The sequence below is a fragment of the Actinomyces bowdenii genome (assembly GCF_017592395.1).
GTDB classification, from domain to species: Bacteria; Actinomycetota; Actinomycetes; order Actinomycetales; family Actinomycetaceae; genus Actinomyces; species Actinomyces bowdenii.
The window spans coordinates 33,598-46,465 of record NZ_JAGFOU010000005.1; the positions used below are offsets into that span (position 1 = coordinate 33,598).

Here is a 12,868-nt window from a genome sequence, read left to right on the forward strand (position 1 = left end):
CACAGGTCGGCCCCGCCGGGCCTCACGCGCCCGACGACGATCCTCCTGCAGATCCTCCTGCGCCCATCCATGCGGCTGCGGCGGCCGCCACCCGCTCGTTGTCGGCGGGCAGGCCCACGCTCACCCGCACGCCCTCGCCGGCGAAGGGACGCACCAGCAGGCCCGCCTGCGCGAAGTGCTCGGCCAGGGCGCCCGCCTCCCGTCCCGCCGGCAGCCACAGGAAGTTCCCCTGCGCCTGGGGCACCTGCCACCCCTGGTCGCGCAGGACCCCGGCCAGGCGGTCGCGCTCGACGGCGATGCCCCGGCAGCGCCGCGCGGTCTCGGCCAGGGCCGCCTCCCCCAGGGCGGCCAGGGCGGCGGCCTGGGCGGGCAGGCTGACGCCGAAGGGCGTGCACACCGAGCGCACGGCGCAGGCCAGGCCCGGCTCGGCGATGAGGCAGCCCACGCGCAGCCCGGCCAGGGCGTGGGCCTTGGAGAAGGTGCGCGCGATGACCAGGTTGGGGTGGGAGGCCAGCAGGGGCAGGGCCCGGCCGGCCCCGGGGTCGGTGACGAAGTCCAGGTAGGCCTCGTCGACGAGCACCACCACGTCCCGGGGCACGCCCTCCACCAGTGCGGCCAGGTCGGCGGCGCTGAGCACCGTGCCGGTGGGGTTGTTGGGGCTGCAGGCGATGACCATGCGGGTGCGGGGGGTGATCGCCGCCAGCATCGCGGGGATGTCGTGGCGGGCCCGGGGATCCAGGGGGACGCGGATGGCCCGTGCCCCGGCCACGGCCACGCAGATCGGGTAGGCCTCGAAGGAGCGCCAGGGCAGGACCACCTCATCGCCCGGCTCGCAGACCGTGTCCAGCAGGTGCTGGATGAGGGCGACCGAGCCATTGCCCACGACCACCTGGTCGGGGGTGACCCCCCAGTGCTCCGCCAGGGCCGCCACCAGGCCCGCCCCGGTCATCTCCGGGTAGCGGTTGACCTCCCGGGCCGCCCCCGCGATGGCCTCGACCACCGCCTCCTGGGGCGGGTGGGGGAGCTCGTTGGAGGACAGCTTGACCGCCTGGGCGCCCCACGCCCGGGACCCGGGAACATAGGCGGGCAGGTCGGCGAGATCGGGGCGGATGCGCACCGTGGTCGTGGGGCGCGCCGGGCCCGCGGCGCGTTCCGGGCTCTCGGGGCCTGCCGGGCTCTCGGCGCGCCTGGCGCTGACGGTGCTCATAGCCCCCATCCTGGCACTGCGCAGCGCCGCCTGGAAGGATGCGCGGCATGGAACTGATCGTGCGGACCCTCGGCAATGCGGCGGGCCTGTGGCTGGCCACCTCCCTGCTCGTGGGACTGAGCGTGCCCCAGGGCGTGTCCACTGCGGCGACGTGGATCAACCTCGTGGTGCTGGGCCTGGTGCTGGCGCTGGTCAACTCGCTGATCAAGCCCGCGGCGCGCCTGGTTGCCCTGCCCCTGTACATCCTGACCTTCGGGCTGTTCGCCCTGGTGGTCAACGGCGCCATGCTGTCCCTGGCGGGGTGGCTGACGGACAACCTGGATGCCCTGGGGGCCGGCGGCCCGGTGCCCCTGGGCCTGGAGGTCTCCTCCTTCGGCGCCGCAGTGGCCGGATCCCTCATCGTCTCGGTGATCTCGGCACTCATCGTCGCGGTGCTGGGCCCCCGGGAGGAGTGAGCCCCGTGGCCGGCACCGCTTTGAGGAGCCCCTGCGGGTCCGCCCCACCTCCTCAGCCGGCCCCTAGCCCGCGCCCGGGGCGTGGCCGGGCAGCCTGGGGACCGTGCCCAGGAGCAGCGGAGGACCGCTTCCCGGACGGTGGGCCGGGCCGGCGGGGTCGTTCAGGTCCCGCTGGATGGCGAAGACCTGCTCGGTGGTCACCGCCCCCTCCTCCCCCGCCCCCGTGACGCGGTTGAAGGACTCACTCCATGGTGCGATCTCGGGATAGGCCTCCTCGATCCCCTGGGTGGCCCGGGCGTAGACATCGGAGCCGTGAGGGTACTGCTCGATCCCCAGCTGGTGGGTGTCGATGAGGGCCACCTGGCGGTGGGGGCCGGTGGGAGTGGCCCGCCCCTCCAGGCCCGGCACGGCATCACCGGTGTTCTCCAAGTGCAGGACCTGGACGTCGTCGGGGATGTCGGCCTCCGCCGTGGGGCTTCCGGCGGTGAGCACGGAGGTGATGGTGTAGCGCTCCTTGATGGCGGGATCAGCGGCCAGGTTGGACACGGTGATCCCGCCCTGGGAGTGGCCGTAGAGGGCGACCTCCTGCCCGGACTGGATCCCCGCCTGGCGCATGGCGGTGACGACGGCGCTCTCCATGACCGTGGGCACCCCGGCCACCGCCTCCAGGTTGGTCAGCAGGTCCTGGGGCTCATGGTCCCCACTGGTCCAGTCGGTGGTGCCCGGCACGTAGACCACCCAGGAGACCCGGCCATCGGCATGCTCAGTGCGCTGGATGGAGATGACGCCGGCCTCCTCGCCCTCATCCTGCATCCGGCTGCCGATGCTCTGGACGGACTGGCAGTGGCTGATGGTCTCGGAGATGGTGCGCGGGGCGGAGGAGGGCGTCATGGCTCCCAGGAGGCCGGGGGCCACGGGGGTGCCCAGACCGTAGGGGTCCTCGCGTGCGGGGGGAAGCCTGGTGCGGCCGCGGCCGTTGAGAGGCGTGACGCTCAGCCCCGCCTGGGAGCCGAAGATCCCGGCCCCGCTGCGGCCCGAGAGGCCGGCCAGGTGGAGGCAGGCCCGCTGCATGGGGGTGAGGCTGGCGGTGCTCACCGTGCGAGTGCCCACCTGCGTGGTCTCGGGCAGCTGCTGGCTCACCCAGGGGTCGATGCGCCGGGCCACCGAGTCCAGATAGGCCTGGATGGTCACCGCCTCCCGGCCGGTCCTGGCCCGGCTCAGCCAGCTGCTGAGCAGGATGAGGCGGGCGATGTCGTTCTTCACCCACTGAGCGGTGGCGGGGTCGTTGAGCAGCACGGTCAGGCTCTGCACCCCGGCCAGCATCATCTCGTTCTCTGAGACGTTGTCGAGGATCCACTGGTAGAGATCGGTCCCCGGGGTCAGGGCGAGGCCGGCCCCGGCAACCGCGGGCCCCAGTGCCCGGTTGAGCAGCATGTTGTCGAAGGCCCGCATATCCACCGGCCCCATGGTGCCCGCTCCCGGTGTCGCCGAGCCCTCGGCCAGGCCGTAGAGCTCGGAGCAGGCGCTGAGGTCCGAGGCCAGGGCGCGCAGCGCCGAGGCGGTGTCCTGCAGTGATCCCGGCCCGCTGATGAGGCTGTTCAGCGCAGTGACCGCGGTGGATCTCCTCAGCTCGAAGGTGATGGCCGGATCCCATTGGCCCGGCGCCCAGGAGCTGAGTGAGCCGGGCTCGGTGAAGGCGGGAAGGCCGTCGAGCGGTGAGGTGGGGGCGGGCACGGCCGGTGTGCAGCTGCGGACAGCCCCTATGGGGGCGGGCGCGGAGGCGTAGGGGTCCTGGCAGGCGGGGATGAGGCTGATCTGGGTGGAGGGCATGGGGTCGGGAGCCACCGGCGCGGGCCGGGCCTGGACCTCGCTGAGGGCCGCCTGGGCATGGGTGCGCGCATCATCGAGGGAGGCGGCCGCCAGGGTCAGGGAGCTGGCGGTGGCATCCAGATCGTCGGTGCTCACCGAGATGGTGCCGCCGCTGACGATGATCGCGGCGCCACTGCCCGCCCACGGGATGCTCCACTCGTGCCCGTGGGGGCTGTGGATCGGGTCCGGGAGGGGATCCACCGGTGGCGCTCCGGGCTGCGGAGCCGGCTCGGTGAGGCTTCCTGCGCCGGGGTCGGCATGGCTCGGAACGGGGGTCGGCACGGCGACGGGCTCCCCCGGGGCCGGGGTGCGCACTGGCGGCGGGCCGGGTGCCGGCGCTGGGCCGGGCTCCCCCGGGGCAGGGGCCGGCAGGGTGAGCATGGGAGTGGCGGCGCCCTGGAGCGACCCCGGGGAGACGCCGGTGCCGGAGCCTGCGGGGGCTCCCGGGCTGCCGGCCGTGGGCGCCGGCGGGGCGGAGGTCGCGCTATCAGCCACCGGTGCTCACCGCCCCGCACTGGGCGCTGGCGCCGTCGAGATCCTTGACGGCCAGCGCTGCGATGTCCAGGAGCCCCTGGATGCCGCTGAGGAGCAGGACCGCGCTGTCCAGGCTGGACTGGAAGGCGGTGGCGGCCCCGCCGCTCCAGGTGGGGGGCACAGTGGTGGGCATGAGGGCGACGGCGGTGTCGTAGTCGCCGTCGGCGAGCATCAGGTCAAGACTCATGGCACGACGCTAGGACCGCTGGAACCCGCCGCGCTCCGATCGGCTCCGGGGCTGTGGACGCAGCCTGCAGGAGCGCGGCATGTGGATCCCGACTCGCCGCACAGGCGCGAGGATCGCCGGAATCGCTGCCGCAGGGTGGGACTCGCCCGCCCCGCCGGCACCGCACCGGTGCCCCTCGTCGCTGGATCTCCCGTGTTCTGCTGGGTCACTCGCTGCTCGCCGGCTCATCAGGGGCCCACAGGCCCAGCGGGATGCGAGTGACCCAGCGGGATGCGGATCACCCCGCAGGCAATGGGCCCACCCGGCCCTACCGGGGCGCCCCACCCCGCTCCAGGCGCCCGCGCACGACTCGGGGCAGGCCCCTGCCGTAGAGGGTGCCCTCCCGGGCCTTGACGGCGGCGACCAGCACGAAGCTCAGGGAGATGAGCAGCGCCCAGCTGCCGAGCTTGCCGGCGTGCACCAGGTGCCACCCCTCGGCCTGGTCGGGGTAGCGCCACGCGCTGAGCCCGGTGGCCAGGTTCTCGGCCACCCACAGGAAGAAGCCGATGAGGACGAAGGACAGGGCCGTGGGCATCCAGTAGCGATCGCCGCCCACCGTGAAGTGCACCGTGGAGCCCCACAGGGCCGCCACGAAGCCCAGGGCGATGGCCCAGCGAAGATCGGCGATGACATGGTGGGTGAAGAAGTTGATGTAGGCCATCACCGCCAGGATGCTCACCGGCCACCACCGGAATCCCCCCACATGAAGGTCGAAGCGCCGGAAGGCCTGGCAGATGTAGGAGCCGACCGAGGCGTACATGAAGCCGGAGAACAGCGGCACGCCGCCCAGGCGCACCACCCCCGCATCGGGGTAGGCCCAGGACCCGATGCGGACCTTGAACACCTCCAGGGCCAGGCCGATGAGGTGGAAGGCGCAGATGACCCCCAGCTCCCGCCAGGTCTCCAGCCTCAGGGCCACGAAGGCGATCTGGATGATCACCACGTAGATGAGCAGGGCGTCGTAGCGCTCCAGCGGCATCTCCACGGCGCCCCACACGAGCAGGGAGACCGCCAGGCCCGCGAAGATCGCGAGGGGGAAGGCGCAGCAGGCCAACTGGATGACCGCGAACTGCACGAGCCTGCGCCCGATCAGCTCGGCGCGGGTGAAGGGGAGTCGCACGGATGGGGGCACTGACGCAGTATGCGTTCCCTGCGTGCGCCCGCGCGCCACGACGGCCCGATCGCGGGCCCCGCCGCGGCGGGGAGCGGTCCCCATGGCCCTAGCCCCGGGCGGGTCCCCGTCGCGGCACTGCGCGCACGGGGACCGGGCTCCGTCGGGAGCAGTGGCCCCTCCCGACGGCGCCCGGCGGCATCCGGGACCCGGCTGGCGCCCAGTGCTCTGGGCGCTGTCAGCCCCTCGCCTCCGCCTCGACCGCAGCAGGCTCGGCGCGCTCGCCGCGGGCGCTCATCACCGCCCAGTAGCACAGCGCCCCCAGGGGCGCGGCGATGAACCAGGAGAAGGGCGCCAGCTCGCGGCACAGCTCGAAGGGCAGCAGCGCGATGCACAGCGCCACGATCGCCGCGGGGATGAAGGCCACGACCGCATTCATGTTGAAGCCCCGCTGGTAGTAGTAGCGCCCGTCCTCCCTGGGGGAGTAGAGGTCGCGCAGGTCGACCCGGGAGCGCTTGTAGTAGAAGTAGTCGAGCACCAGGATCCCGAAGAACGGGCCCAGCAGGGCTCCCAGGGAGCCCAGGAAGTAGGTGATCGCCGTGGGGCTGCCGTAGAGGTTCCACGGGGTGACCACGATGGAGGCGATGACCGCGATGATGCCGCCCACCCGGAAGGAGATGTGCTTGGGGTGGACGTTGGACAGGTCGAAGGCCGCCGAGACGAAGTTGGCCACGATGTTGACCCCGATGGTGGCCACGATGAACCCGATGCTCACCACGTAGAAGACCAGGTCGTTGTCGATGCGCGCCAGCAGGTCGCCGGGGTCGTGGAAGGCCTCGCCGTAGACCTCGATGGCGGCCGCCGAGCACAGCACGGAGGTCATGGCGAAGGCGGTCCAGTTCAGGGGCAGGCCCAGGGCGTTGCCCAGGATCATGGATCGGGCGCTGGGCGCGTAGCGGGCGAAGTCGGAGAAGTTGAGCATGAGGGTCGCCAGGGTCCCCACGGTCAGGCCCACAGTGACCAGGATCTGGTAGACCTGGTAGCCCAGCGGGGGCGTGGCGCCGTCGGCGTTGACCATCCAGTCGAACCTCCAGTCGGCCTGCCACAGCATCCACACGCCCAGGCCGATCATGATCACCCAGATGATGGGCCCGGCCAGGCCCTGGAAGTGGCGCACCGCATCCATGCCGCGCCACACGATGAACAGCTGGATCGCCGACAGCGCCAGGAAGGCGAGCCACCCCGAGGCGCGCAGCCCCAGGATGGAGGCGTCCCAGTCCTGCACCGCGGGGATGATCCGCATGAGCAGCAGCTCCAGGGAGATCGAGGCCAGGTAGGTCTGGATGCCGTACCAGGCGATGGCCACGATCCCGCGCACGACCGCGGGGAAGTTCGCCCCCCACACGCCCCAGGTCACGCGGGAGATCACGGGGTAGGGGGCGCCGGTCTCATAGCCCATGAGCCCCGAGATGCAGCACGCCCCGAAGATGATGAGGGTGGCCACGAGCACGCCGATGACGATCGCCAGGGGCGTCATGCCCATGAGGGCGCCCGTTCCGATGAACAGGGCGGCGGCGAAGGTGTAGTTCGAGGCGTTGTGGGCGTCATTCATCCACAGCGAGAACAGGGAGTAGCTGTTCCACGTGCGGTCACCGGGCCTGGCCGGGGCCAGGTCGTCATTGAACAGTCGTCCGTCCGCGTCACCGCGGCTCAGTTCCTCGCGGTCGACTTCCACGGCTTTCATCTGGGCTCTCCTCACGCCGTTGTAGGGGAATGCAGGTGGATGATCGGTTGGGTCTCTTCTTCAGGGTGCGAGTCCCCAGGGGCACCGCCGCGATCGCGATGCCCCTGGGATCTCCCGGCTTCCCGGGTCAGGCGGGGCCGGCTCCGCGCAGGCCCACCGCCTGGGGGGCGTCGACCGCCGGGTCCTCGGCGATCTCCTCGAACTCGTTGACCGCGTCGATGGCGGTGCCCATGGAGATGTTGGTGACGCGCTCGAGGATGGCCTCGACCACCACCGGCACGCGGTCGCGCAGCGCGGTCTCGCGCGCAGTGGCCAGGGCCCGGGCCAGCTCCTCGGGGGTGCGCACGCGGATGGCCCGGCAGCCCAGGGCCTCCACGACGCCGACGTGGTCCACCCCGTACCCCTCGGTGGCGGGGGCGTTGATGTTCTCGAAGGAGAGCTGGACCTGGTAGTCCATGTCGAAGTTGCGCTGGGCCTGGCGGATCAGCCCCAGGTAGGCGTTGTTGACCACCACGTGCACGTAGGGGATCTGGAACTGGGCGGCCACGGCGAGCTCCTCGATGAGGAACTGGAAGTCGTAGTCCCCCGACAGCGCCACCACCGGGGTCTCGGGGTCGGCCACGGCCGCCCCGATGGCCGCCGGGACGGTCCAGCCCAGGGGGCCGGCCTGGCCCGCATTGACCCAGTGCCGGGGCCGGTAGACGTGCAGCATCTGGGCCGCGGCGATCTGGGACAGCCCGATCGTGGTGACGTACCGGGTCTCGGGGCCGAAGGCGCGGCACATCTCCTCGTAGACCCGCTGCGGCTTCATGGGCACGTTGTCGAAGTGGGTCTTGCGCAGCAGGGTGGACTTGCGCTCGTCGCACTCCTCCACCCAGGCCCCGTAGCGCTCCAGGGGGGCGCCGTAGCGCTCCTGGGCGGCCTCCAGCAGGGTGCGCAGGGCCGCGCCGGCATCGGAGACGGACCAGAAGTCGGGCGGGAAGACCCGGCCGATCTGGGTGGCCTCGATGTCGATGTGCACGAAGCGGCGGCCCTCGCGGTAGGTCTCGATCCTCCCGGTGTGCCGGGCGGCCCACCGGTTGCCCACCCCGATGACCAGGTCGGAGGCCAGGAAGGTGGCGTTGGCGTAGCGCTGGGAGGTCTGGATGCCGGCCATCCCCTGGGCCAGGCGGTGGTCGTCGGGGATGGAGCCCCAACCCATGAGGGTGGAGATGACCGGGATGCCGAGGTACTCGGCCAGGGCCACGAGGTCCTCGGAGGCGTCGGCGTTGATGATGCCTCCACCGGCGATGAGCACGGGGTGCTCGGCGCCGTCGAGCATGTCCAGGATGCGCTCGGCCTGGTGGCGGGACATGGTCGGGCAGGTGACCGGCAGCGGCTCGTAGGCGTCGATGTCGAAGTCGATCTCCGCCATCTGGACATCCAGGGGCAGGTCGATGAGGACGGGCCCGGGGCGGTCGGAGCGCATGAGCTGGAAGGCCTTGGCGAAGGTGCCGGGGATCTGCGCGGGCTCCAGGACGGTGACCGCCATCTTGGTCACCGGGGCCGCCACCGAGGCGATGTCGACGGCCTGGAACTCCTCCTTGTGGAGCATGGGGACGGTGGCCTGCCCGGTCAGGCACAGGATCGGGATGGAGTCGGCGCTGGCCGAGTACAGGCCGGTGACCATGTCCGTCCCGCCCGGTCCCGAGGTTCCGATGCACACGCCGATGTTGCCTGCGCGGGTCCTGGTGAAGCCCTCGGCCATGTGGGAGGCGGCCTCGACATGGCGGGCCAGGATGTGCCGGATGCCGCCGTGCTGCTTCATCGCCGAGTACAGGGGGTTGATCGCCGCCCCGGGCACGCCGAAGGCCTGAGTGGCCCCCTCCTTCTCCAGGATGAGGGCGATCGCGTCAACTGCTCGCATTCGTGCCATGACTTCTCACTTCCGGTCGTTACGGTGGGTGCCGCTGAGCAGTTCTGTCACCCGGACCACCGCAGCGTGGTCCAGGTCGGCCAGCCCATTGGCGACAGCGGCATCGAGCGTCTGGGTGACCGTCTGGGAAACGGGCAGGACGCAGCCGAGCGAGTCGGCCAGGTCCTGGGCGATTCTCATGTCCTTGGCGTGGAGCCCTGCGGTGAAGGTCGGGGAGAAGTCCCGGGAGAGGATGGCGGGGGCCTTGAGCTCCATGATCCGCGAGCCCGCGAGGCCGCCGGACAGGGCCGACAGCGCCCTCCCGGCGTCCAGGCCGCTGGCCTCCAGCAGCAGGACCGCCTCCCCCAGGGCCACCAGGCCGGCGCCGACGATCATCTGGTTGGCGGCCTTGGCCACCTGCCCCGAGCCGGCCGGCCCCAGGTGCGTGATCGTGGTGCCCATGGCCTCCAGGAGGGGCCGGGCGCGCTCCAGGGCCTGCTCGGCGCCCCCCACCATGATGGTCAGGGTCCCGGCCTGCGCGCCCCTGACGCCGCCGGAGACCGGGGCGTCGAGGACCTCGATCCCCAGCTCCTGGCCCCGGTCGGCCAGCTCCCTGGCCTCCCGGGGGCTGGCGGTGGTCATGTCGATGAGCAGGGTGCCGGCGGGCACAGTCCGCGCCACGCCGCCCTCCTGCTCCATGACCTCGCGGACGACGCCGCCGTCGGGGAGCATGGTGATGACGACGTCGGCCCCCTGGAGGGTCTGGGCCAGGGTGGCGCAGGCCCGGCCCCCGGCCGCCGTGAAGCGCTCCAGGCGCCGGGCGTCGCGCGAGCCCCCGCGGACCCGGTGGCCGGCCTCCAGGAGCCGCAGGGCCATGGGCAGGCCCATGGCCCCCAGGCCGACGAATCCGACGGTCCGCGGAGGGGGGCCGGAGGGGCCCGCCTGCCCGCTGGGCCCGGCCACGCCGCTATGCATCATCATCATGCCCCCGGCCTGTCACAGGATGCGCCAGGCCTCGCGCAGGACGCGCTTGGCCTCGGCGATGATGACGGCGGCGCGCTGGTCGCCCAGCGGCTGGACCTCGAAGGCCACGACGCTGCGCTCGGGGGCGTCCTCGCGCAGGTAGCCGATGTCCAGCAGCCCGCGCAGGAAGTCCCGCACCTGCGGCACGTTGTTCTCGCCCTTGGGGTGCCCGAAGTGGGGGTGGAGGTCGCCGTAGGCGGGGTCCTGGGTGTCGCGGATGACGCAGTTGCCGATGTGGGCGTGGTTGATGAACTCCTCGGTGGCACTCAGCGCCTGGCGGATGGTCTCGCCCTGCATGGGCAGGTGGGACAGGTCCACCATGAGGCCGAAGTCCGGGATGGCCTTGCGCACCTCGTAGGCCAGCTCGCAGGCCAGCCGGTTGGTGCCGATGAGGGCCTTCTTGTCCGTGGAGTCGTCGAAGGTCTCCAGGGAGAGCACCAGGTCGCCCTTGGACTTGGCGTAGCGCCCCAGCTCGATGATGGAGTCGGCCAGCAGCTCCAGGGCCCGGTCGCGGTCCTGCGCGGGCGGCTTGGGTCCCGACAGGAAGCCGAGCTTGCCCGCACCGACCTCGTAGGCCTGGTCGATGGCCGACTTCAGGGTCTCGACGGCCTTGCCGCGCTCCTGCTCATCGGTGGAGTTCAGGTCCAGCTTCCCCTTGAGGATGTAGGGCTGGGCCCCGAATCCCACGGTCATGCCGGAGCTGGCCAGCAGGGTCTTGACGGCGTCGCGCTCGGCCTGGTCGTTGACGCGGGTGATCTCGATCTCGTCGAAGAACTCGTCCTCGACGATCTCGGCCACTGATTCCGCGATCCTGCCTTCGCCGCTGAGGGCGAAGGGGTAGGCCATGAAGTGGACGATGCCGACCTTCATGTAATCGTGCAGAGATTCCTTCACAGTTCCCGCTCCTTAATGGTCTGACTGGCCCTGGGGGCCAGGTGGTCTTCTCTCATCCGGTTGATCTCGGTGATCGGGTCAGCCGCGGCGGGCGCGGACCCGGCGCGCGGCCCCGGCGATATCGGCGGCCCGCAGGCCGAAGTGGTCGAAGAGCTCGTCCATGGTTCCCGACAGGCCGAAGACGTCCCGCGTGCCCACCCGCTCCAGGGGCGCGGGGTGCTGCTCGGCCAGGAGCTCGGCGACGGCCGAGCCCAGTCCGCCGATGATCGAGTGCTCCTCGATGGTCACCGCGCAGCCCGTGCGGCGCACCGACTCCAGGACGGCCTCGGCGTCCAGCGGCTTGACGGTGTGGAGGTGGAGGACCTCGGCGCTGATGCCCTCGGCCTCGAGCAGCTCGGCGGCGCCCAGGGCCTCGGAGGCCGTGCAGCCGGTGTTGAGGATGGTGACATCGCCGCCCTCGCGCAGCGGGACCGCCCTGCCGATCTCGAAGGGCGTGTCCGAGCTGGTGACCACCGGCACCGGCAGCTTGCCCACGCGCAGGTAGACCGGTCCGGGGTGGTCGTAGACGGCGTGGACGGCCTTGCGCATCTCCACCGCGTCGCAGGGGACGATGACGGTCATGCCCGGAAGGGCCCGCATGAGGGCGACATCCTCCAGGGGCAGGTGGGTGGCGCCCTCCTGGGCGGCGGTGGTTCCCGCGTTGTGGCCCACGACGGTGACCTTGCGCTCGGAGTAGGCCACCGAGACGCGCACCTGGTCGAAGCCCCGCCCGGTCAGGAAGTTGGCGTAGGCGTTGGCGAAGGGGACCTTGCCCTGGGCCGCCATTCCGGCGGCGGTGCCGATGATGTCGCACTCGGCGATGCCGATGTTGAAGAAGCGGTCGGGGTGGGCCTCCTGGAAGCGGGCCGTGTAGTTCGGCTTGGCGCAATCCCCGTCCAGGACGAAGACGTCGTCGTGCTCGCCCCCGATCTCCAGCAGTCCCTCGGCATAGCCGTCGCGGGGCTCTCTCTTCTCACTCATCGCAGCTCCTCCAGCGCAGTCTCGAGCTCCTCGGGGGTGGGTGCGAGCCCGTGGAACTTCGCGGTGTTCTCCATGAAGGACACTCCCTTGCCCTTGATGGTGTGGGAGATGATCACAGTGGGCCTGCCCTTGGTGGCCCTGGCCTCCTCAAGGGCCTCGTCCACCTGGCGCATGTCGTGCCCATCGACCTCGATGACGTGCCAGCCGAAGGCGCGCCACTTGGCGGGCACGTCGCCCAGGGACTTGACGCTGTCGACGGTGCCGTCGAGCTGGATGCCGTTGGCATCGACGATGGCGCAGACCTGGTCCAGGCTGTAGGCGGCCGCGGTCATCGCGGCCTCCCAGACCTGCCCCTCCTGGATCTCCCCGTCGCCGAGCATGACGTAGTAGCGGGAGTCCCGGCCGTCGTGCCTGGCGGCCAGGGCGGCGCCGTTGGCCAGCGACAGCCCCTGGCCCAGGGAGCCCGAGGAGGAGTCGACCCCGGGCAGATGGGTGTTCGAGGGGTGGCCCTGGAGCCTGGTGTGCATCTCCCGGAAGGTCATGAGCTCCTCGCGGGGGAAGTACCCGCGGGCGGACATCGCGGTGTAGTAGGCGGGGGTGCAGTGGCCCTTGGACAGGAAGAACATGTCGCGCTCGGGCCACATGGGCTCCTCGGGGCGGATGTTCAAGTGCCGGAAGTAGAGGACGACAAGCGCATCAATCGCGGAGAGCGACCCTCCGGGGTGCCCACTGCCCGCCTTGTTCGTCATGCGGACGATATCGCGCCGGCACTGACGCGCAATATCCTCCAGCTCCTGTAGCTGTGCATCGTTCATCATCATCGTCTCCTCGTCGGTGCGGGGGCCTGGGAGTCGCCCGGGCGGCTCCCAGGCCCCCGACGTCATCTCATCG

At 71.4% G+C, this 12,868-nt stretch carries 11 protein-coding genes; 1 reads left to right on the forward strand and 10 read right to left on the reverse strand.

Translation table 11 applies throughout. The features are described 5' to 3' along the window. Positions 1-22: 22 nt before the first annotated feature. Positions 23-1,207 carry a histidinol-phosphate transaminase gene (hisC, locus tag J5X07_RS03280; RefSeq protein WP_208478670.1) on the reverse strand — a complete coding sequence of 395 codons (1,185 nt, stop codon included), beginning with the start codon at positions 1,205-1,207 and terminating at the stop codon, positions 23-25. Between the two features lie 47 nt (positions 1,208-1,254). Here hisC and J5X07_RS03285 point away from each other — a divergent pair, with 47 nt between their 5' ends. Further along, the gene (locus J5X07_RS03285; protein ID WP_208478671.1) at positions 1,255-1,662 is read left to right on the forward strand and encodes a phage holin family protein; all 408 of its coding nucleotides are present in this window, start codon (positions 1,255-1,257) and stop codon (positions 1,660-1,662) included. 63 nt (positions 1,663-1,725) lie between these two features. Here the strand turns inward: J5X07_RS03285 and J5X07_RS03290 are convergent, their stop codons facing one another. From J5X07_RS03290 to J5X07_RS03330, 9 genes are all read right to left on the reverse strand, one after another. Beyond that, the gene (locus J5X07_RS03290) at positions 1,726-3,732 is read right to left on the reverse strand and encodes a hypothetical protein (RefSeq protein WP_208478672.1); all 2,007 of its coding nucleotides are present in this window, start codon (positions 3,730-3,732) and stop codon (positions 1,726-1,728) included. A 286-nt stretch (positions 3,733-4,018) separates the two neighbouring features. Further along, positions 4,019-4,252 carry a hypothetical protein gene (locus tag J5X07_RS03295; RefSeq protein ID WP_208478673.1) on the reverse strand — a complete coding sequence of 78 codons (234 nt, stop codon included), beginning with the start codon at positions 4,250-4,252 and terminating at the stop codon, positions 4,019-4,021. Between the two features lie 307 nt (positions 4,253-4,559). After that, positions 4,560-5,423: a DUF817 domain-containing protein gene (locus J5X07_RS03300; protein WP_208478674.1), complete on the reverse strand. Its 864-nt coding sequence runs from the start codon at positions 5,421-5,423 to the stop codon at positions 4,560-4,562. A 217-nt stretch (positions 5,424-5,640) separates the two neighbouring features. After that, positions 5,641-7,146, reverse strand: coding sequence for an NCS1 family nucleobase:cation symporter-1 (locus J5X07_RS03305; protein WP_208478675.1), 1,506 nt, complete (start codon positions 7,144-7,146; stop codon positions 5,641-5,643). Positions 7,147-7,273: 127 nt separating this feature from the next. Beyond that, positions 7,274-9,061 (reverse strand): glyoxylate carboligase, encoded by a 1,788-nt coding sequence (gene gcl / locus J5X07_RS03310; RefSeq protein ID WP_208478676.1) that lies wholly within the window; start codon positions 9,059-9,061, stop codon positions 7,274-7,276. Between the two features lie 6 nt (positions 9,062-9,067). Beyond that, on the reverse strand, positions 9,068-10,024 hold the full coding sequence (locus J5X07_RS03315) for an NAD(P)-dependent oxidoreductase (protein WP_243896399.1): 957 nt from the start codon (positions 10,022-10,024) through the stop codon (positions 9,068-9,070). Positions 10,025-10,036: 12 nt separating this feature from the next. Then, entirely contained in the window at positions 10,037-10,957 is a 921-nt protein-coding gene (locus J5X07_RS03320) for a sugar phosphate isomerase/epimerase family protein (RefSeq protein ID WP_208478677.1), read from the reverse strand. A gap of 78 nt (positions 10,958-11,035) precedes the next feature. Further along, complete coding sequence (locus tag J5X07_RS03325; RefSeq protein ID WP_208478678.1) at positions 11,036-11,977, reverse strand: transketolase family protein; 942 nt, start codon at positions 11,975-11,977, stop codon at positions 11,036-11,038. Next, the gene (locus J5X07_RS03330) at positions 11,974-12,861 is read right to left on the reverse strand and encodes a transketolase (protein WP_424924080.1); all 888 of its coding nucleotides are present in this window, start codon (positions 12,859-12,861) and stop codon (positions 11,974-11,976) included. The genes J5X07_RS03325 and J5X07_RS03330 overlap by 4 nt, the downstream gene beginning before the upstream one ends. Positions 12,862-12,868: the final 7 nt, after the last annotated feature.

Coding starts and splice junctions, on each gene's coding strand:
- hisC (WP_208478670.1), bottom strand. CDS start 1,207: ATGAGCACCGTCAGCGCCAGGCGCGCCGAGAGCCCGGCAGGCCCCGAG.
- J5X07_RS03285 (WP_208478671.1), top strand. CDS start 1,255: ATGGAACTGATCGTGCGGACCCTCGGCAATGCGGCGGGCCTGTGGCTG.
- J5X07_RS03295 (WP_208478673.1), bottom strand. CDS start 4,252: ATGAGTCTTGACCTGATGCTCGCCGACGGCGACTACGACACCGCCGTC.
- J5X07_RS03305 (WP_208478675.1), bottom strand. CDS start 7,146: ATGAAAGCCGTGGAAGTCGACCGCGAGGAACTGAGCCGCGGTGACGCG.
- gcl (WP_208478676.1), bottom strand. CDS start 9,061: ATGGCACGAATGCGAGCAGTTGACGCGATCGCCCTCATCCTGGAGAAG.
- J5X07_RS03315 (WP_243896399.1), bottom strand. CDS start 10,024: ATGATGATGATGCATAGCGGCGTGGCCGGGCCCAGCGGGCAGGCGGGC.
- J5X07_RS03325 (WP_208478678.1), bottom strand. CDS start 11,977: ATGAGTGAGAAGAGAGAGCCCCGCGACGGCTATGCCGAGGGACTGCTG.
- J5X07_RS03330 (WP_424924080.1), bottom strand. CDS start 12,861: ATGACGTCGGGGGCCTGGGAGCCGCCCGGGCGACTCCCAGGCCCCCGC.